Source organism: Ideonella azotifigens, assembly GCF_021043325.1.
GTDB lineage: Bacteria > Pseudomonadota > Gammaproteobacteria > Burkholderiales > Burkholderiaceae_C > Ideonella > Ideonella azotifigens.
Genome location: NZ_JAJNKD010000017.1, coordinates 108,698 through 126,347 on the forward strand (window position 1 = coordinate 108,698; position 17,650 = coordinate 126,347).

17 protein-coding genes are annotated in these 17,650 nt (G+C 68.7%); 11 read left to right on the forward strand and 6 right to left on the reverse strand.

The window, feature by feature from the left end; translation table 11 throughout:
* The first annotated feature begins 52 nt into the window (after positions 1-52).
* From LRH25_RS26425 to vapC, 5 genes are all read left to right on the forward strand, one after another.
* Positions 53-1,030: a substrate-binding domain-containing protein gene (locus tag LRH25_RS26425; protein WP_141288058.1), complete on the forward strand. Its 978-nt coding sequence runs from the start codon at positions 53-55 to the stop codon at positions 1,028-1,030.
* 24 nt (positions 1,031-1,054) lie between these two features.
* A complete protein-coding gene (locus LRH25_RS26430) occupies positions 1,055-2,077 on the forward strand; it encodes a sugar phosphate isomerase/epimerase family protein (protein WP_141288057.1) in 1,023 nt (340 codons plus the stop codon).
* Positions 2,077-3,270, forward strand: a complete 1,194-nt coding sequence (locus LRH25_RS26435; RefSeq protein ID WP_231012844.1) for a Gfo/Idh/MocA family protein — start codon at positions 2,077-2,079, stop codon at positions 3,268-3,270. The genes LRH25_RS26430 and LRH25_RS26435 overlap by 1 nt, the downstream gene beginning before the upstream one ends.
* A 101-nt stretch (positions 3,271-3,371) precedes the next feature.
* Entirely contained in the window at positions 3,372-3,605 is a 234-nt protein-coding gene (vapB, locus tag LRH25_RS26440; RefSeq protein WP_141289446.1) for a type II toxin-antitoxin system VapB family antitoxin, read from the forward strand.
* Between the two features lie 13 nt (positions 3,606-3,618).
* Positions 3,619-4,035 carry a type II toxin-antitoxin system tRNA(fMet)-specific endonuclease VapC gene (gene vapC, locus LRH25_RS26445; RefSeq protein ID WP_141289447.1) on the forward strand — a complete coding sequence of 139 codons (417 nt, stop codon included), beginning with the start codon at positions 3,619-3,621 and terminating at the stop codon, positions 4,033-4,035.
* 56 nt (positions 4,036-4,091) lie between these two features.
* On the opposite strand, the gene LRH25_RS26450 is transcribed toward vapC, so the two are convergent.
* The 3 genes from LRH25_RS26450 to LRH25_RS26460 form a co-directional block, all read right to left on the reverse strand.
* The gene (locus LRH25_RS26450; protein ID WP_141289448.1) at positions 4,092-4,745 is read right to left on the reverse strand and encodes a glutathione S-transferase family protein; all 654 of its coding nucleotides are present in this window, start codon (positions 4,743-4,745) and stop codon (positions 4,092-4,094) included.
* Between the two features lie 100 nt (positions 4,746-4,845).
* A complete protein-coding gene (locus LRH25_RS26455; protein WP_141289449.1) occupies positions 4,846-5,271 on the reverse strand; it encodes a hypothetical protein in 426 nt (141 codons plus the stop codon).
* A gap of 129 nt (positions 5,272-5,400) precedes the next feature.
* Positions 5,401-6,192, reverse strand: a complete 792-nt coding sequence (locus LRH25_RS26460; RefSeq protein WP_141289450.1) for a class I SAM-dependent methyltransferase — start codon at positions 6,190-6,192, stop codon at positions 5,401-5,403.
* A gap of 189 nt (positions 6,193-6,381) precedes the next feature.
* On the opposite strand from LRH25_RS26460, the gene LRH25_RS26465 reads away from it, so the two are divergent.
* Entirely contained in the window at positions 6,382-7,062 is a 681-nt protein-coding gene (locus LRH25_RS26465; protein ID WP_211361483.1) for a hypothetical protein, read from the forward strand.
* 34 nt (positions 7,063-7,096) lie between these two features.
* Here LRH25_RS26465 and def read toward each other — a convergent pair whose 3' ends face one another.
* Positions 7,097-7,636, reverse strand: a complete 540-nt coding sequence (gene def, locus LRH25_RS26470) for a peptide deformylase (protein WP_141289451.1) — start codon at positions 7,634-7,636, stop codon at positions 7,097-7,099.
* Positions 7,637-7,780: 144 nt separating this feature from the next.
* Here def and czcI point away from each other — a divergent pair, with 144 nt between their 5' ends.
* The 5 genes from czcI (at position 7,781) to LRH25_RS26495 (ending at position 14,983) form a co-directional block, all read left to right on the forward strand.
* Entirely contained in the window at positions 7,781-8,125 is a 345-nt protein-coding gene (czcI, locus tag LRH25_RS26475; protein ID WP_141289452.1) for a cation efflux protein, CzcI family, read from the forward strand.
* Positions 8,126-8,194: 69 nt separating this feature from the next.
* Complete coding sequence (locus LRH25_RS26480) at positions 8,195-9,409, forward strand: TolC family protein (RefSeq protein WP_231012845.1); 1,215 nt, start codon at positions 8,195-8,197, stop codon at positions 9,407-9,409.
* 17 nt (positions 9,410-9,426) lie between these two features.
* Complete coding sequence (locus tag LRH25_RS26485) at positions 9,427-10,701, forward strand: efflux RND transporter periplasmic adaptor subunit (protein ID WP_141289520.1); 1,275 nt, start codon at positions 9,427-9,429, stop codon at positions 10,699-10,701.
* Between the two features lie 14 nt (positions 10,702-10,715).
* Entirely contained in the window at positions 10,716-13,868 is a 3,153-nt protein-coding gene (locus LRH25_RS26490) for a CusA/CzcA family heavy metal efflux RND transporter (RefSeq protein ID WP_141289519.1), read from the forward strand.
* 23 nt (positions 13,869-13,891) lie between these two features.
* A complete protein-coding gene (locus tag LRH25_RS26495; RefSeq protein ID WP_231012846.1) occupies positions 13,892-14,983 on the forward strand; it encodes a DMT family transporter in 1,092 nt (363 codons plus the stop codon).
* A 17-nt stretch (positions 14,984-15,000) separates the two neighbouring features.
* On the opposite strand, the gene LRH25_RS26500 is transcribed toward LRH25_RS26495, so the two are convergent.
* Entirely contained in the window at positions 15,001-15,549 is a 549-nt protein-coding gene (locus LRH25_RS26500; protein ID WP_141291898.1) for an arsinothricin resistance N-acetyltransferase ArsN1 family B, read from the reverse strand.
* Between the two features lie 123 nt (positions 15,550-15,672).
* Positions 15,673-17,637: an arsenic resistance N-acetyltransferase ArsN2 gene (gene arsN2, locus LRH25_RS26505; protein WP_231012847.1), complete on the reverse strand. Its 1,965-nt coding sequence runs from the start codon at positions 17,635-17,637 to the stop codon at positions 15,673-15,675.
* Positions 17,638-17,650: the final 13 nt, after the last annotated feature.

Consider the following 17,650-nt stretch of genomic DNA (forward strand, 5'->3'; position numbering starts at 1 on the left):
CTTCGGCAGCCACCAGAAGGCTGTCTTGCCCAACCACAACAGGAGACATGACATGAAATTCCGCACCCCTGCACGCATTCGGTTGCTGGGCCTGGCCGCAGCCGCCAGCCTGGCCTTCGTCGGCCAGGCCGCACTGGCGCAAGCCGCGCCTGTCAACCTCGGCGTCGTGATCCCGTCGGCCACGCACAGCTTCACCGCCGGCATCGTGTTCTGGGCCAACCAGGCCAAGAAAGACCTGGAGGCCGCGCACCCGGGCCTGAAGGTCACGGTGAAGACTGCAGGCGGCGCGCCCGAGCAGGCCAACCAGCTGCAGGACCTGGTCACCGTCACCAAGATCAATGCGCTGGTGATCTTCCCGTTCGAATCGGCTGCACTCACCAAACCGGTCGCCCAGGTCAAGGCCAAGGGCGTCTACGTCACCGTAGTTGACCGCGGGCTGACCGACACCTCGGCGCAGGACGCCTACGTGGCCGGCGACAACACCGCCTTCGGCCGCATCCCCGGCGAATACCTGGGCAAGGCGCTGGGCGGCAAGGGCAACATCGTCGCGCTGCGCGGCATCCCGACCACCATCGACAACGAGCGCATGGACGCGTTCAACGCTGCGCTGAAGGCCTACCCAGGCATCAAGCTGCTGGACGCCAAGCCCGGCAACTGGAACCGGGACGATGCCTTCAAGGTCATGCAGGACTTCCTGACCCGCTTCAAGCAGATCGACGCCGTGTGGGCGGCCGACGACGACATGGCCATCGGCGTGCTGAAGGCCATCGAGCAGGCCAAGCGCAGCGACATCAAGATCGTCTTCGGCGGCGCCGGCGCCAAGGGCATGGTCAAGACGCTGATGGACGGCAGCAACCCGCTGATCCAGGCCAACGTCTCGTACTCGCCGAAGTTCATCTACGACGCGATCAAGCTCACCGCCGAGGCGCGGCTGAAGGGCGAGAAGCTGCCGCCCAACACCATCATTCCTTCGGTGCTGATCACCAAGGACAACGCCAAGCAGTTCTATTTCCCCGATTCCCCGTTCTGAGCAATTGGCGCAGGAGAGCCCACCATGGCCAGACCCATCACCTTGTTCACCGGCCAGTGGGCCGACCTCCCACTGGCCGAGCTTGCGCCGCTGGCCAAGCGCATGGGCTACGACGGCCTGGAGCTGGCCTGCTGGGGCGACCACTTCGACGTGCAGGCCGCGCTGGCGTCGCCGCGCTACGTGGAGCGCAAGCGCGAGCTGCTGGCCGACCACGGCCTGCAGTGCTTCGCCATTGGCAACCACCTGACCGGCCAGGCGGTGTGCGACCGCATCGACGAGCGGCACCAGGCCATCCTGCCGCAGCACGTGTGGGGCGACGGCGACCCCGAAGGCGTTCGCCAGCGCGCCGCGCGCGAGATGCAGGACACCGCGCGCGCCGCGGCCAACTTCGGCGTCAAGACCGTCACCGGCTTCACCGGCTCGGCCATCTGGCACGCGATGTACGCCTTCCCGCCCACCTCGCAGGCCTACATCGAGCGCGGGTTCACTGACTTCGCCGCCCGCTGGACACCCATCCTCGACAGCTTCGAAAAACACGACGTGGACTTCGCGCTGGAAGTGCACCCGACCGAGATCGCTTTCGACACCGCCTCGGCCCAGCGCGCGCTGGAGGCCGTGAAGCAGCACCGCCGCTTCGGCTTCAATTTCGACCCCAGCCACCTCGCCTACCAGGGCGTGGACTACATCGGTTTCATCCGAAGGTTCGGCAAGCGCATCTTCAATGCGCACATGAAGGACGTGTGGTGGGCCAAGGGTGACGGCACCGTGGGCACCTTCGGTGGCCACACCGCCTTTGGCGATGCACGCCGCAGCTGGGACTTCCGCAGCGTGGGCCGCGGCATGATCGACTTCGAATCGCTGATCGTCGCGCTCAACGACGTGGGCTACGCCGGCCCGCTCAGCGTCGAATGGGAAGATAGCCGCATGGACCGCGTGCATGGCGCCACCGAGAGTGCCGCCTACTGCCGCCGGCTGGATTTCGCGCCCGCCGGTGGCGACTTCGACGCCGCCTTCGCTCGGGACGCCCAAGGCGGAATGGCCGGCTGATGGCACAAACTTCTCCCCGCAAGCTGCGCTACGCCATGGTCGGCGGCGGGCGCGACGCCTTCATCGGCCAGGTTCACCGCGCCGCGATGGCGCTGGACGGCCGCTACGAGCTGGTCGCCGGCGCGCTGTCGTCCCAGCCGGACAAGGCCATCGCCTCCGGCCGCGACCTGGGCCTGGCCGCTGCACGCAACCACGGCAGTTGGCAGGACCTGCTGGCGCACGAGCTGAGCCTGCCGGCCGAGCAGCGCGTCGACCTGGTCAGCATCGTCACGCCCAACCACGTGCACCACGAGGTCGCCCGGGCATTCGCCGACGCCGGCCTGCACGTGGTCTGCGACAAGCCGCTGGTGCACACCAGCGCCCAGGCCGGGGACCTGGTGCGCGTGGTCGCCCAGCGCGGCACCGTGTTCGGCGTGACCTACAACTACACCGGCTACCCGATGGTCCGTCAAGCCCGCGAGATGGTGCGCCAGGGCGTGATCGGCGAAGTCCGCAAGGTCGTCGTCGAATACCACCAGGGCTGGCTCGCCAAGCGCGTGGAAGGCGGCCAGAACAAGCAGGCCGACTGGCGCACCGACCCGGCCCGCAGCGGCATCGCCGGCGCGATGGGCGACATCGGCTCGCACGCCGAGAACCTGATCGCCACCGTCACCGGCCTGGAGGCAGAACGCCTCTGCGCCGACCTGACCGCCTTCGTGCCCGGCCGCCAGCTGGACGACGACGCCAGCCTGCTGCTGCGCTTCCACGGCGGCGCGCGCGGCGTGCTGCTGGCGTCCCAGATCGCCGCCGGCTTCGAGAATGACCTGCGCTTGCGCGTGTTCGGCAGCGAAGGCAGCCTGGACTGGCGCCAGGAAGACCCGAACCAGCTCGTGCACGCCCCGCTGGACGCCCCGCGCCGCGTGCTGACGCGCGGCTCGCCGTGGCTCTGCGAATCCGCCCGCCGCGCCAGCCGCCTGCCGACTGGCCACCCCGAAGCCTTCCTGGAAGCGTTTGCCAACGTCTACCTTGGCGTGGCCGAGGACATTCACGCGCGGCTGGCCGGCCAGCCGGCCGACCCGCTGGCGGCGGACTATCCACGGGTGGAGGATGGCGCCCGCGGGGTGCGGTTCATCGAGGCGACCGTGGCTTCGGCGGCGAGTGAGCAGAAGTGGACGGCGTTTGAAGGTCTTGGCGACCACCGTGCGACGGACTGAACTGTCCGCACTGCATCAGAAGCAGCGACCGCCGACGGCTTGACATCCGTCATCCGCCGGATGGCATATACTTCCGCCATATCCCATTCAAGTGCCACGCAATGAGCATCACCACCGTCTTCACCAACAACCGGTCCCAGGCCGTGCGTTTGCCAGCAGACGTTCGCCTCCCAGAAGGCGTCAAGAAAGTACAGGTGCGCGCCCGGGGCGTTGACCGCATCATCTCACCGGTAGGGCACACCTGGGACGAGTTCTTCCTGAACGGACCGCGGGCGTCAGAGGACTTCATGGCTGAGCGTGGCGAGCAGCAGCAGGCCGAACGCGAAGGCTTCTGACGTCGAAGCTGTCATGCTCAAGTACCTGCTCGACACCAACATCGTCATCTACGTCATCAAGCGGCGTCCGATAGAGGTGATGGGCGTATTCAACGAAAACGCTGGCCGTATGGCGATTTCTGCCATCAGCTTGAGCGAGCTTTACCACGGCGCCGAGAAGAGCGCCAAAGTCGCGCAGAACCTGGCGGTGGTGGAAGAGTTCTCCAGCTTGCTTGAGGTGCTGCCCTACACCGCGAAGGCCTCACTGCACTACGGCACCATCCGCAGCGCCTTGGAAAAGGTGGGGCGACCCATCGGGGTGAACGATCTGCACATCGCAGCCCACGCCCGCAGTGAGGGACTTACGCTTGTCACCAACAACATCGGTGAGTTCGAGCGGGTGCCCGGCCTCTTGCTGCAGAACTGGGTCGCCAACCCGTCCGGAGGCTGAACGAACTCGTCGGCCATGTAGCGGGGGCGCGTCAACTGGCACAAGCCCTGCCCTTGTCAACCGCCGGCCGACTGCGCCGTGAACACCGCCAACTGCGCAGCAAACGCCCGCTGGTAGGCCGGTCGGGCTTCGCCGCGGGCGACGTAGGCAGACAGCCTGGGGAATTCGTCCAGCAAGCCTGACGGCTTCAACCTGAGCAGCACCGCGACCATCATCAGGTCGCCGGCGCTGAACGCGCCGTCCAGCCAGTCGGCATCGCCCAGACGGTTCGACAGTTCACGCAACCGGACGCGGATGCGGTCCTTGACCAGCGGCAGGCGTTGTTCGGACCAAGGCTTGTCTCCCTCCGCGAACCTGGCGGTTTGCAGGTCCAGGATGGGCGGCTCCACTGTGTTCAGCGCAGCAAACATCCAGGTGATGGCGCGGGCCCGCGCATCCGCATCGGCAGGTAGCAGGCCTGCGTGGCGCTCTGCGATGTGGAACACGATGGCTGCGGACTCGAAAAGGACCAGGTCACCTTCCTCGTAAGTCGGAATCTGCCCGAAGGGATGCAGCGCGAGGTGGGCTGGCGCTTTCATCGCCTCGAAGGAGACCAGGCGAACTTGGTAAGCCTGGCCGGCTTCTTCGAGCGCCCAGCGAACGCGCATGTCACGGGCCAGCCCCTTGCCGCGGTCGGGCGAGCGTTCAAAGGCGGTGATGGTGAGGATCATGGTCGACTTCTCCTTTGCTGAGTCTCGTCGGATTCCTCAACACGACGTTCAGGACCGACCTGAATCGACATGACCGTGCATCGCTTCGCCCGATGGACGCTCACCCAGCCGGCTTCAGCGCCACCTCCAGGTAGCAGCGCAACATCAGCGCCAGCTCCTTCAGCGCGGGCGCGCCGCCGCCTGGCAGGTCATCGGCCTTCAGCTGGTTCGCAGCCTTCATGGCCTGCTGCACGACCGCCGCGACGGCGGCCAGGCGCTGGCGGCTGAGGCCTGCGGTGGCCCGTGGTGCCAGCGTCTCGATGACCCAGCGCCTCACCCGGCCTCGCACCTCGGCGGCCAGCGGGCCGGTGGCGCCGGCCGAGTCCTCCACCAGCACGGCAAAGGACGGATGTGACGCACGGAAGGCCACCAGCGCGCTGCAGAGTTCGCTGGCCAGCATGGCCAGGTCGGCCTGCGCGGTGCGTTCACGCAGCGCGTCCAGCGTGACGAACCGGTCCTCGGTCTGCTGCTGCAGCAGCGCCTGCACTCATGAGCCTGCGGCGCGCCGGTAGAAGCGGCGCACCAGGGCTCGATGGCCCACGTGCTGCCGCGGCTGGGCCAGCTGCAGTCCACGGCCCAGGTGCTGGCAGCGCCCTGAGCGGGCCGCCAGTCAAAGTCACGCCACCGGTCGCAGGCCCCGAATGGCGTTTGCCTTGGCGCTGCAGCGGATGCGGCCATCCGCGTCCGGACGCAAGCGCTCGTGCAGCCGAACGGTCAACCGTTCGACATCGGCCGGCGCCATCGTGGTCAGCCGAGGGGCCAGCCGCGGCCCGCTTTGGGCCACGCGCCAGAAGGTGTCGAAGTCGTCAAAGCTGCGCTGGACGTGGATTTCCTTTGTCTCGACAGCCACCAGCCCCGCCTCGGTCCACAGCGTGCGCATCGCGTCCATGCGCGAAGCGTCCGCGCGCGGTGGCCACAGCGGCGGCACGCCGAGTGCGGCCATCTCCTCCTGCAGCACGGCAAAAGGGAAACCGCCACCAAGAATGTCCCAGGCGTAGGCCGACACGCTGCCGCCCGGTTTGACCACTCGCGCCATCTCGGCCACGCCCCTGGCCGGCTCGGGCACGAAGAAGATGACCAGGGCCATCACTGCGGCGTCGAAGGCCGCGTTGGCAAAAAGCAGCGCCATCGCGCTGCCCTGCTGCAGCTGGACTGGCTGGCCGGCGAGGCGGCCGCGCGCATACAGCAGCTGATCTTCCGATGGATCGAGACCCTCGACCGCACTCGGCGCGCAGCGCTGCAACAGCAGCTCGGTGAACGCACCGTTGCCGCAGCCCACATCCAGCCAGCGCTGACCCGGCGCTGGCGCCAGCCACTGCAGGAACTGCTCGCCGGCCAGCCGGCTCCACTTGCCCATGAAATCCTCGTAGGCGGCCCCGTCGTCAAAGCGGATATGCTGCTCGTCCATGGCATGTTCCGGGTGGGTTGGGATGGCTGGATTCTGAACCGCGCCCGCTCAGACGCGCTCGTGTCTTCGGGCTGGTCTGACAGGCTGACGCAGGAAGAACCGGGCCGCCAAGCGCGAGACAGCGGGGGAACTGCCATGCGTCTCTGCTTCAACCCTGTGGGCATTGGGGCCGAAATGGTGGGGATGTCCATGCCCGCCCCTGTCCAGCTGCTCGGTTTTCGCCTGCGCATCGCGCACACCCGGCAAGACCTGCTGGCGGCCTGCAGCGTTCGCGCCGGGGCTTACGGCCGGCACCTGCCGCAGTTGCAGCAGTCCCTGCTCGCCCCTGACGACATGGACAGCGACGCGCACAGCAGCGTGCTGCTGTGCGAGGAAAAGCGCAGCGGCAAGCCGGTCGGCACGATGCGGCTGCAGCACAGTCTCGGCGGCCCGCTGCAGATCGAGCACAGCGTGGCCATGCCGGCCGAGGTGCTGGCCTGCTCGCGTGTGGAGCTGACCCGCTTCGCCGTGTCGCAGGGCGCGGACCCGCTGGTCAGGCTGGCGCTGATGAAGGCTGCGTTCCTGCACAGCCGCGCCGCTGGCGTGCAGCTGATGCTGCTGGGCGCGCGCAGCCCGGCGCTGGTGCGCCTCTACCAGCGGCTGCAGTGCAGCGAGCTGTTCGGTGCCGGCGCAAGCTTCCCGCTGCAGCATGCAGGCGGCTTGCCGCACCGGGTGCTGATCAATGACCTGCGCAGCGTGGAAGCGCGCTGGCGCGCCGCCGGCCATGCCTGGCTGGGCTTCATGCTGGACACCTGGCACCCGGACATCGATGTCACCCGCAACCCGCCCGCCTCGGCCTCGGCAGACCAGGCACTGCCGCTGGCCGCCTGAACCGCGCCACCAGCGAGGCTTGCGCAGCCTTGCCTCAATCGTCCGCGTTCGGATCCAGTTCCGGGAACAGCACTTCGGTGAAGCCGAGTTTGCGCAGGTCAGCCATGCGGGTCGGGTACAGCCGGCCGATCAGGTGGTCGACCTCGTGCTGCACCACGCGGGCGTGGAAGCCCTCGGCCTCGCGGTCAATGGGCCGGCCCTGCGGGTCCAGCCCCTGGTAGCGGATGCGGCTGTGACGAGGCACCAGGCCGCGCAGGCCCGGCACCGACAGGCAGCCCTCCCAACCCTCCTCCAGTTCGTCTGACAGCGGCGTGATGACCGGATTGATCAGCACCGTCTGCGGCACCACCGGGGCTTCGGGATAGCGCGGGTTGTGCTGGCCGGAGCCAAAGATCACCAGTTGCAGGTCCACGCCGATCTGCGGCGCGGCCAGGCCGGCGCCATTGGCCGCGGCCATGGTGTCGAACATGTCGGCGATCAGCGCGTGCAGTTCGGGCGTGTCAAAGGCGGTGACGGGTTGGGCGACGCGCAGCAGACGCGCATCGCCCATCTTCAGGATGGGGTGGACAGCCATGGCAGGGATTCGGAACGAAAGAAGCCGGGGTGCCAAGCTTAAGGCCGAAAATGACGGCAACAGAATCGTTGACCCCTTGACTCTCTACCCGCTTCAGGGTTTCCAATCGCGGCTGCCTTGTTGCCCACAGAATTCCCTCCCTTCGTGACCAAGCTCATCGCGTTGCTGCTTGCCTTGCTGATACCGCTCCAGTTCGCCTGGGGCGCAGCCGCGACCTATTGCGAGCACGAAAGGGCGCCGCAATCGGGCGCGCACTTTGGGCACCATGCACATGAGCACCAGGGCAGCGCCGATCCCTCGTCGCAGGGCAAGCTCAGCGTCGACAACGATTGCAGCTTCTGCCATGCCGGCGCGCCCGCGCTGGTGGCACCGGCCCTGCAGGCGCTGGGCGCGGTGCCCCGCGAAAGCCTGGCCGAAGGCCCGGACACCGCCGGCTCTTCTGCCCTCGCAGAAGGACCAGACAGGCCACAGTGGCCCCGTCTCGCCTAGCCGGCGGGACGAAAGGACTGACCCCAAGCCATCCGTCTCGCCGAATCCCTGGAACCACCATGAGATTCGATGAGAACACTTCTATTGCCGCTCGGGCTGGCGGCGACTTTGCTCAGCCCCTTCCTGGCGCAGGCCCAGCCTGCGTCGCCCCTCACCCTTGAAAGAGCGCTGCAGCTTGCGGGCACCGGCAGTCCCGTCCTGTCCGCTGCGCAGCGCGAACTCGAAGCCTCGGACGGTGCGCTGCAGCAGGCGGGTGCCTTCCCCAACCCTGCGCTGAACGCCTCGGTCGAGGACACCCGGCGCGCCACGCGCACCACCACGGCCACGCTGGACTTCCCCATCGAGCTGGGCGGCAAGCGCCAGGCGCGGGTGACCGCGGCCGAGCGCAGCCAGGACCTGGCGCGGGCCGAACTCGGCAACGCCCAGGCGCAACTGCGCGCCACCGTCATTGCCAGCTACTTCTCGGTGCTGCTGGCCCAGGCGCGCGTGCAGCTGGCCGGCGACTCGGCCGCGCTGGCCACCCGGGCCGCTGATGCAATTGCCAAGCGTGTGGCCGCCGGCAAGGTCTCGCCTGTGGACGAAACCCGGGCGCGTGTCGACCAGGCGAACGCGCAGCTGGAGGCCGCCGAGGCAGTTGCGGAACTGCAGGCCGCACGCCACGGTCTGGCGGCGCTGTGGGGCGACGAACAGCCCGGTTTCTCCGAAGTGACCGGCGATGCGAGCCAGCTGCCCAGCCCGGCGGCGCTGCATGAGCTGCGGCAACAGCTCGACGCCTCGCCGGCGCTGCAGGCCAGCCGCATCGAAGCCAGCCGCAGGCAGGCGATGGTGGAAGTCGAGCGCAGCAAGGCCGTGCCCGACATCACGCTCAGCCTGGGCGCCAAGCGCGACAACGAACTCGGCCGCACGCAGGCGGTCATCGGCGTGTCGATTCCTCTGCCGCTGTTCGACCGCAACCAGGGCAGCGTGCTCGAAGCCGGCAGGCGTGCGCTGCAGGCCGAAGATGCGCACCGCGCCACGCGCCTGCGGCTGCTGGGCGAGCTGCAGCAAGCCACCAGCCAGCTTGCGCTGGCCCGCAGCTCGGTGCAGACGCTGCAGGACACCGTGCTGCCGGCCGCGCAACGCGCCTTCGACGCGGCAAGCCAGGGCTTCGAGGCCGGCAAGTTCGGCTTCATCGACGTGATCGATGCCCAGCGCGCGCTGCTGCAGGCCCGCAGCCGCTACCTGAACACGCTGTCCGGCGCCCACCAGGCCGCCGCGACCATCGACCGCCTGCTCGGTCGCTAAACGCATTCCTTCCCATCATGGCAATCACTTCCAGACAACGCGTCGCGATGGCGCTCCTCATCGTGCTAGGCCTGCTCGGCACCGGCGCGGTGCTGATGACGGCACGGCACACCAGCGGCGAAGAAGCCGAGCACGCCGATCCACACGAGGGACAACATGAAGGTCAGCACGAGGACACACACGAAGACAAACCTGGCGACAAGGACGCACATGCGCCTGAAGCTCAAGCACATGGCGAGCATGAAGCGCACGAGGAGCACGAGGAAACGCGCATCTCGCTGAGCGCCGAGCAGATCAAGGCCGCAGGCATCACGCTGCAGGCCACCGGGCCGGGCCAGCTGCAGGCCAGCGCCGAGTTCCAGGGCGAGATCCGCTTCAACGACGACCGCACCTCCCACGTCGTGCCGCGCCTGGCCGGCGTGGTCGAGGCGGTGCATGCCGACCTCGGGCAGCAGGTGAAAAAAGGCGAGCTGCTGGCGACCGTTGCCAGCACCGCGCTGGCCGAGCAGCGCAGCGAATGGCTGACCGCGCAAAAGCGCCGCGACGCCGCACGCGTGAGCTTCGAGCGCGAGAAAAAGCTGTGGGAGGACAGGATCTCCGCCCAGCAGGATTTCCTGCAGGCGCAAAGCGCCTTGCAGGAGGCCGACATTGCCCTGCAGAACGCCGCGCAGAAACTGGCCGCGGTCGGTGCCACGGGCGCTTCGGCCGTGCTGAACCGCTTCGAGATCCGCGCGCCGTTTGCCGGCACCGTGGTGGAGAAGCACCTGAGCCTGGGCGAGGCCGTCAAGGAAGACGCCAGCATCTTCACCGTGTCCGACCTGAGCACCGTGTGGGCCGACTTCGCGGTGGCGCCCAAGGACTTGGGCACGGTGCGGGTGGGCCAGCGGGTCATCGTCTCCTCGACTGCATTCGACAGCAAGACCGAGGGCGTGATCGCCTACGTCGGCGCCCTGCTGGGTGAGCAGACCCGCACCGCCCGCGCCCGCGTGGCGCTGCGCAACCCCGGCGGCGCGTGGCGCCCGGGCCTGTTCGTCACCGTGGCGGTGCTGGGCGAGCAGCAGACGCTGCCACTGGTGGTGAATGCCGATGCGGTGCAGTCGGTCGAAGGGCAGAGCATGGTGTTCAAGGCAGTCGATGGCGGCTTCGCGGGCCAGCCGGTGAAGCTGGGCCGGTCGGACGGCCGCAGCGTCGAAGTGCTGGGTGGGCTGAAGGCCGGTGAACAGATCGCCGCGTCCAACACCTTTGTGTTGAAGGCCGAGCTGGGCAAGGGCTCGGCGGAACACGAACACTGAAGGAAGACGCATCCATGTTTGAACGCATCATCCGCTTCTGCATCGAGCAGCGCTGGCTGGTCATGCTGGCCGTGCTGGGCATGGCCGGGCTGGGCCTCTACAACTACACGCGCCTGCCAATTGACGCCGTGGTGGACATCTCCAATGTCCAGGTCGTCGTCAACACCGAGGCGCCCGGCTACTCGCCGCTGGAAGCCGAGCAGCGCATCACCTACCCCGTCGAGACCGTGATGGCCGGCCTGCCCGGCCTGGCGCAGACCCGCTCGCTGTCACGCTACGGCCTGTCCCAGGTCACGGTGATCTTCCAGGACGGCACCGACATCTACTTCGCCCGCCAGCTGGTCAACCAGCGGCTGCAGGAAGCCAGGGAGCGCCTGCCGGCCGGCATCACACCCAGTATGGGCCCGATCTCCACCGGCCTGGGCGAGATCTACCTGTGGACCGTCGAAGCAGCGCCCGGCGCCAAGAAGCCCGACGGCAGCGCCTACACGCCGACCGACCTGCGCGAGATCCAGGACTGGGTGGTCAAGCCGCAGCTGCGCAATGTGCCCGGCGTCACCGAGATCAACTCGATCGGCGGCTTCGAGAAGCAGTACGTGGTGGCGCCGAACCTGGAGCGGCTGGGGGCTCACGGCCTGAGCCTGGCCGACGTGGTGGCGGCGCTGGAGAAGAACAATGCCAACGAGGGCGCGGGCTACATCGAGCGGCGCGGCGAGCAGTACCTGGTGCGCGCGCCGGGCCAGGTCGCGTCGATGCAGGACATCCGCGACATCATCGTCGGCAGCGCGCAGGGCCAGCCGGTTCGCGTGGGCGACGTGGCCGAGGTCGAAATCGGACGCGAGCTGCGTACCGGTGCGGCCACCGAGGACGGCCAGGAGGTGGTGCTGGGCACCGTCTTCATGCTGATGGGCGAGAACAGCCGCAGCGTCTCGCGGGCGGTCGACAAGCAGATGAAGGCGATCAACCAGTCGCTGCCGGCCGGCGTGCGGGCGGTCACGGTGTATGACCGCACGGTGCTGGTCGACAAGGCCATCGCCACGGTGCAGAAGAACCTGCTCGAAGGCGCGGTGCTGGTGGTCGCGGTGCTGTTCCTCTTCCTCGGCAACATGCGCGCCGCGCTGATCACGGCGATGGTGATCCCGCTGTCCATGCTGTTCACCTTCAGCGGCATGGTCTCGTACCGCATCAGCGCCAACCTGATGAGCCTGGGCGCGCTGGACTTCGGCATCATCGTCGACGGGGCCGTGGTCATCATCGAAAACGCGGTGCGCCGGCTGTCCCATGCGCAGGCCCACAGAGGCCGGCCACTGACACGCTCGGAGCGCTTCCACGAGGTGTTTGCCGCGGCCAGGGAAGCCAGGCGGCCGCTGCTGTTCGGGCAGCTCATCATCATGGTGGTCTACGTGCCCATCCTGGCGCTCACCGGCGTGGAGGGCAAGATGTTCCACCCGATGGCCTTCACCGTGCTGCTGGCCTTGCTGGGCGCGATGCTGCTGTCCATCACCTTCGTGCCCGCGGCCATTGCGCTGTTCATCGGCCAACGCGTGGCGGAAAAGGAGAACCGGCTGATGCTGTGGGCCAGGCGCCGTTACGAGCCGGCCCTGAAGGCCTCGCTGGCCAACGCGCCGGTGGTCGCCACCTTCGCCGCGGTCGCGGTGCTGTTCTCGGTGGCGGTGGGCACCCGGCTGGGCAGCGAGTTCGTGCCCAACCTGAACGAGGGCGACTTCGCGATCCAGGCGCTGCGCATTCCCGGCACCAGCCTGACGCAGTCCGTCGCCATGCAGCAGCAGCTGGAGCGCCGTCTGAAGGCTCGCTTCCCCGAGATAGAGCGCATCTTCGCGCGCACCGGCACCGCAGAGATTGCCGCCGACCCGATGCCGCCCAACATCTCCGACGGCTACATCATGCTCAAGCCCATGGACCAGTGGCCCGCACCGCGCAAGACGCGCGACGAGCTGCTGGCCGCGATCCGCGAAGAAGCGGCCCTGGTGCCGGGCAACGCCTACGAGTTCTCGCAGCCCATCCAGCTGCGCTTCAACGAGCTGATCTCCGGCGTGCGCTCGGACGTGGCGGTGAAGCTGTTTGGCGACGACAACGAGGTGCTGAACACCACCGCCGCCCAGATCGCCGAGCGGCTGGGCCAGGTGCCCGGCGCCACCGAGGTCAAGGTCGAGCAGACCAGCGGCCTGCCGATGCTCTCGGTCAACATCGACCGGGCCAAGGCCACCCGCTACGGGCTGAACATGAACGAGGTTCAGGCCACCGTGGCCACCGCCATCGGCGGCCGCGAGGCCGGCACCTTCTTCCAGGGCGACCGGCGCTTCGACATCCTGGTGCGCCTGCCCGAGGCCGTGCGGCAGGACATCGACGCGCTGCGCCGCCTGCCCATTGCCCTGCCCAGGGGCAGCGGGCCGACGGCCTATGTGCCGCTGGGAGAACTCGCCACGCTGGAGCTGACGCCAGGCCCGAACCAGATCTCCCGCGAAGACGGCAAGCGGCGCGTGGTCGTCAGCGCCAACGTCACCGGGCGCGACCTCGGCTCCTTCGTCGGCGATGCCCAGGCCGCCATCGCCACCGTCAAGGTGCCAGCCGGCTACTGGACGGCCTGGGGCGGCACCTTCGAGCAACTGGCCTCGGCCACCCAGCGGCTGCAGCTGGTCGTGCCGCTGGCCTTGCTGATGGTGTTCGTGCTGCTGTTCACGATGTTCGGCAACGTCAAGGACGGGCTGCTGGTGTTCACCGGCATTCCGTTTGCACTCACCGGCGGCGTGCTGGCGCTGTGGCTGCGGGGCATTCCGCTGTCCATCTCGGCCGCGGTGGGCTTCATCGCGCTGTGCGGCGTGGCGGTGCTGAACGGCCTGGTGATGCTGTCCTTCATCCGCGGCCTGCGCGAAGAAGGCAGGAACCTGGACGACGCGATCTGGGAAGGCGCGTTGACACGGCTGCGGCCGGTCCTGATGACCGCCATGGTGGCCTCGCTGGGCTTTGTGCCGATGGCGCTGGCCACCGGCACCGGTGCGGAGGTGCAGCGCCCGCTGGCCACGGTGGTCATCGGCGGTATCCTGTCGTCCACGCTGCTGACCCTGCTGGTGCTGCCGGTGCTGTACCGCTGGGCGCACAGGCGCGATGAAGACGAGGTGCCGGCAGCCGCCGCCGTGCCGGCCTGATCCCGCGCCACCCCAGGTTTCCCATGTCCCTGCGACCCGCCCTCCCCGCGCTCACCGCGGCCTTGTTGTTCGGCGCCAGCACGCCGCTGGCCAAGTGGCTGGGCGGCGACATGTCGCCGCTGCTGCTGGCGGGCCTGCTGTACCTGGGCAGCGGCATCGGCCTGGCGGCATGGCTGCTGCTGCGGCAGTGGCGGGCCGGCGCTGGCGGCGCCCCCGCCCACCAGGCCTCGCTGCGCATCCCGCGCAACGAGCTCAGCTGGCTGCTGGGCGCCATTGCCTTTGGCGGCATGCTGGGGCCGGCCTTGTTGATGACGGGACTGGCCCAGGCCAGCGCCGCCTCGGCCTCGCTGCTGCTGAATGTCGAAGGCGTGCTGACGGCCGTCGTCGCCTGGCTGGTCTTCAAGGAAAACGCCGACCGCCAGATCGTGCTGGGCATGGTCGCCATCGTCATCGGCGGCCTGCTGCTGTCGTGGGAACCGGGCGCGGCCTCGGTCTCCACCGGCGCCCTGTTCATCCTCGGCGCCTGCCTGTGCTGGGCCATCGACAACAACCTGACGCGCAAGGTCTCGAACAACGATGCCATGCTGGTCGCCGGCCTCAAGGGCCTGCTGGCAGGCGGCTGCAACACCGCGCTGGCACTGGCCAGCGGTGCGGCACTGCCGCCCTGGACCTCCGTCGGCCTGAGCCTGCTGATCGGCTTCTTCGGCTACGGGCTCAGCCTGACACTTTTCGTGGTCGCCCTGCGCACGCTGGGCACCGCGCGCACCGGCGCATATTTTTCAGTGGCACCGCTTTTTGGCGTGTTGCTGTCGTTGGCGATCTGGCCGGCCATCCCGCCCCCGCTCTTCGGGCTGGCGGCCGGCTTGATGGCGCTTGGCGTGTGGCTGCACGTGCGCGAGCGCCACGAGCACCCGCACACCCATGAGCCGCTGGTGCACGCCCACGCGCATGCCCATGACGCGCATCACCAACATGCGCACGACTTCGCCTGGGACGGCACAGAGCCCCACCGGCACTTGCACCGACACGAGCCGCTGACGCACAAGCACCCGCACCATCCGGACATTCATCACCGGCACTCGCATGCGGCCACGCCGCCCGCACACGAAGACTGAGCGGCCAGCGCCGCGGATCAGGTCGCGGCCATCGGCCTCGGTGCGCCGGGCGACGCCAGCTGCTGCAACGGACATTGCCACCAGCCCACGTCGTGCCACACGCCATGCTTGAAACCCACCTTGCGGTAGACGCCAATGAGTTCAAAACCCACCGATTCATGCAGCGCCACGCTGGCCGCGTTGGGCAATGCAATGCCAGCAAAGGCCTGGCAATGGCCCAGGTCGACCAGCACCCGCTTCAAGGCCGCGTAGAGCTGCTTGCCCACACCTTGTCCCCGCACATCGGCCCGGACGTAGGCCGTGGTGTCGACCGACCACTGGTAAGCCGCTCGCTCCCGGTGCCTGCTCGCGTAGACATAGCCGCTCACCCGGCCGGCCTCATCCTCACTGACCAGCCAGGGCAGCGCCTGCAAGGTGGCGCTGATGCGCGCCCGCATCTCCTCCACCGTCGGCGGCACCAGCTCGAACGAGATGCAGGTGTCCTGCACGATGGGGGCATAGATGGCGGCGATGGCCGGTGCATCGTCTGGCGTTGCAATGCGGATGGCGGTGATCGTGGGGTCCATGGCAATCATCGGCCGGGCTAGGATCGCCGGCAGGTAGTACGAGGAGGCCCAGGCCAGTGTGTCTGGGCCAATCCCAGCGCCGCGACTTCCGCCGGCCTGGCACCAGGGCCATCGTGGGCTGCTTCAGCCACAGCAGCGGCGCGCGCTCGGTGCCCCGGCCGGCGCCGTGGCGGACGCGGCTGCGGGCTCCGGCTTGGGCCCGCAGCCGGAAGACGCGCAGCCCTTGGTGGGTGCGATCGGTGCAGCCGGTGTCGTCAATGTCATCGATGCCGTCGGTGTCACCGCAGCAGCCAACGCGATGGACGGGCTGGCCACTGGCGCAGGACCGCAGCAGCCGCCGGAGAGCGCAGCGCCTGACTTCACCCCAAAGTCGGACGAGCACACCCCTGTCTCCGGCAGGTCCAACTCGACCCGGTCCGCAGCAGGCAGGTCGCTGGCGATGGCGGCCACCACCGAACGCACCTGCTCGAAACCGGTGGCCATCAAGAAGGTGGGCGCACGGCCATAGCTCTTGACCCCCACCGTGTAGAAGTCCGCCTCAGGGTGGGCCAGCTCACGGTGCCCATGCGGCCGGACGGTTCCGCAGCTGTGCAGGTTCGGGTCGATCAGCGGGCCCAGCGCCTGGGTGGACTCGAGCCAAGGGTCCAGCTGAAGTCGCAACTCGCGCGTGATGTTCAGGTCGGGCCGCTGGCCGGTCGCGCAGACGATCTCGTCGAGGCCCTCGATGCGCACCGGCTGCTGCTGCAGGTCCAGGCCCTCGACTGTGAGTTGCGCGCCAGCCCGCCGGATGGCCGTGATGCGCACCCCACTGTGGAAGGCCAGCACACCGCTCTCGCGCAGGCGACGCAGCGCCGCACCCAGCTCGCCGCGTGCCGGCAGCGCATCTGCCACGCCGCCGCCATAGACCCGCTGCGGCACTGTCGAGCGCACCGCCCAGGCCAGCCGCGTCGTCGGCGAAGCCTTGGCCAGCGCGGCCAGGTCCAGCAGCGCATTGGCCGCGGAATGGCCCGCACCCACCACCAGCGTGCGCTTGCCTTCGTACCGGGTGCGGTCCCGGCCCAGCACGTCGGGAATGCCGTAGAAGATCTGGCCGCTGGCCTCGCCTTCGCCATCGGCCGCCAGGCCGTTGCCTCCCAGCGGGTTCGGGGTGGCCCAGGTGCCAGTGGCGTCGATCACCGCGCGAGCCCGGAACTGCACAGCCTGCCCGCTTCTCAGCGCATGGATCACGAAGGGTGCCTGCGCCCGGCCGTCGCTCCTGACCTTGTCGAAACCCTCGCGGCTGATGGCCGTGACACGGGTGCCCAGTTGCAGCGCCGCCTGCACCTGCGGCAACGCGGCGAAGGGCTGCAGCACCTGCTCGACCACTTCGCGGGACAACGGCAGGCCTGCGGGCGCCGGCGCTTGCCAACCCGTCGCGGCCAGCGCCCGGGCCACCGCTTCGTCCACATTGAAGCGCCATGGCGAGAAAAGGCGCACATGCCCGTGAGCCAGCAGGTTCTGTCCCACTCGGTCCCCGGCTTCCAGCACGACCACCCGCAGCCCGCGCTCCTGCAGCCGCGCCACCGCAGCCAGGCCAACCGGCCCGGCCCCCAGCACCGCCACCGGCAAGCCGTCCAGCAAGGCTGGCTTGGTCGCCTGCGCCTGCAGCGGCAGGCTCATGAATGCCGCACACGCTGGGCAGGCGCCCTGCAGCTCCTGCGACGCCTTCAGTGCTGCCGGGGCCTGGTCGAGCTTGCTGCGCTTGAAGCCGAAAGCGGCGAAGTATTCCGGCGCGGTGACCGTCAGCAGGTACAGCGTACCGATGCCGCGGCTGCGCGCTTCGAGGATGAGCCGTTCAACCAACTGGCGGCCGATGCCCTGCTGCTGCAGACCCGGCGCCACGGCGACCGAGCGCATGAGCGCCACGTGCCCATAGACCTCTGCGCCGGCGCAGCCGATGACTTCGCCGTTGGCCGTGGCCAGCAGGCAGGTGCCCAGGTGGTCGCGGGCGCCGTCCAGCGGCAGCTTGTTGGCCAGCAGCAGCGCCTCGACGGCAGGCCAGTCGGCGGCCGTGGCCTGCCGCAGGAGGATGGGTGACGTCAGCAACATGATTGGGAGTCCT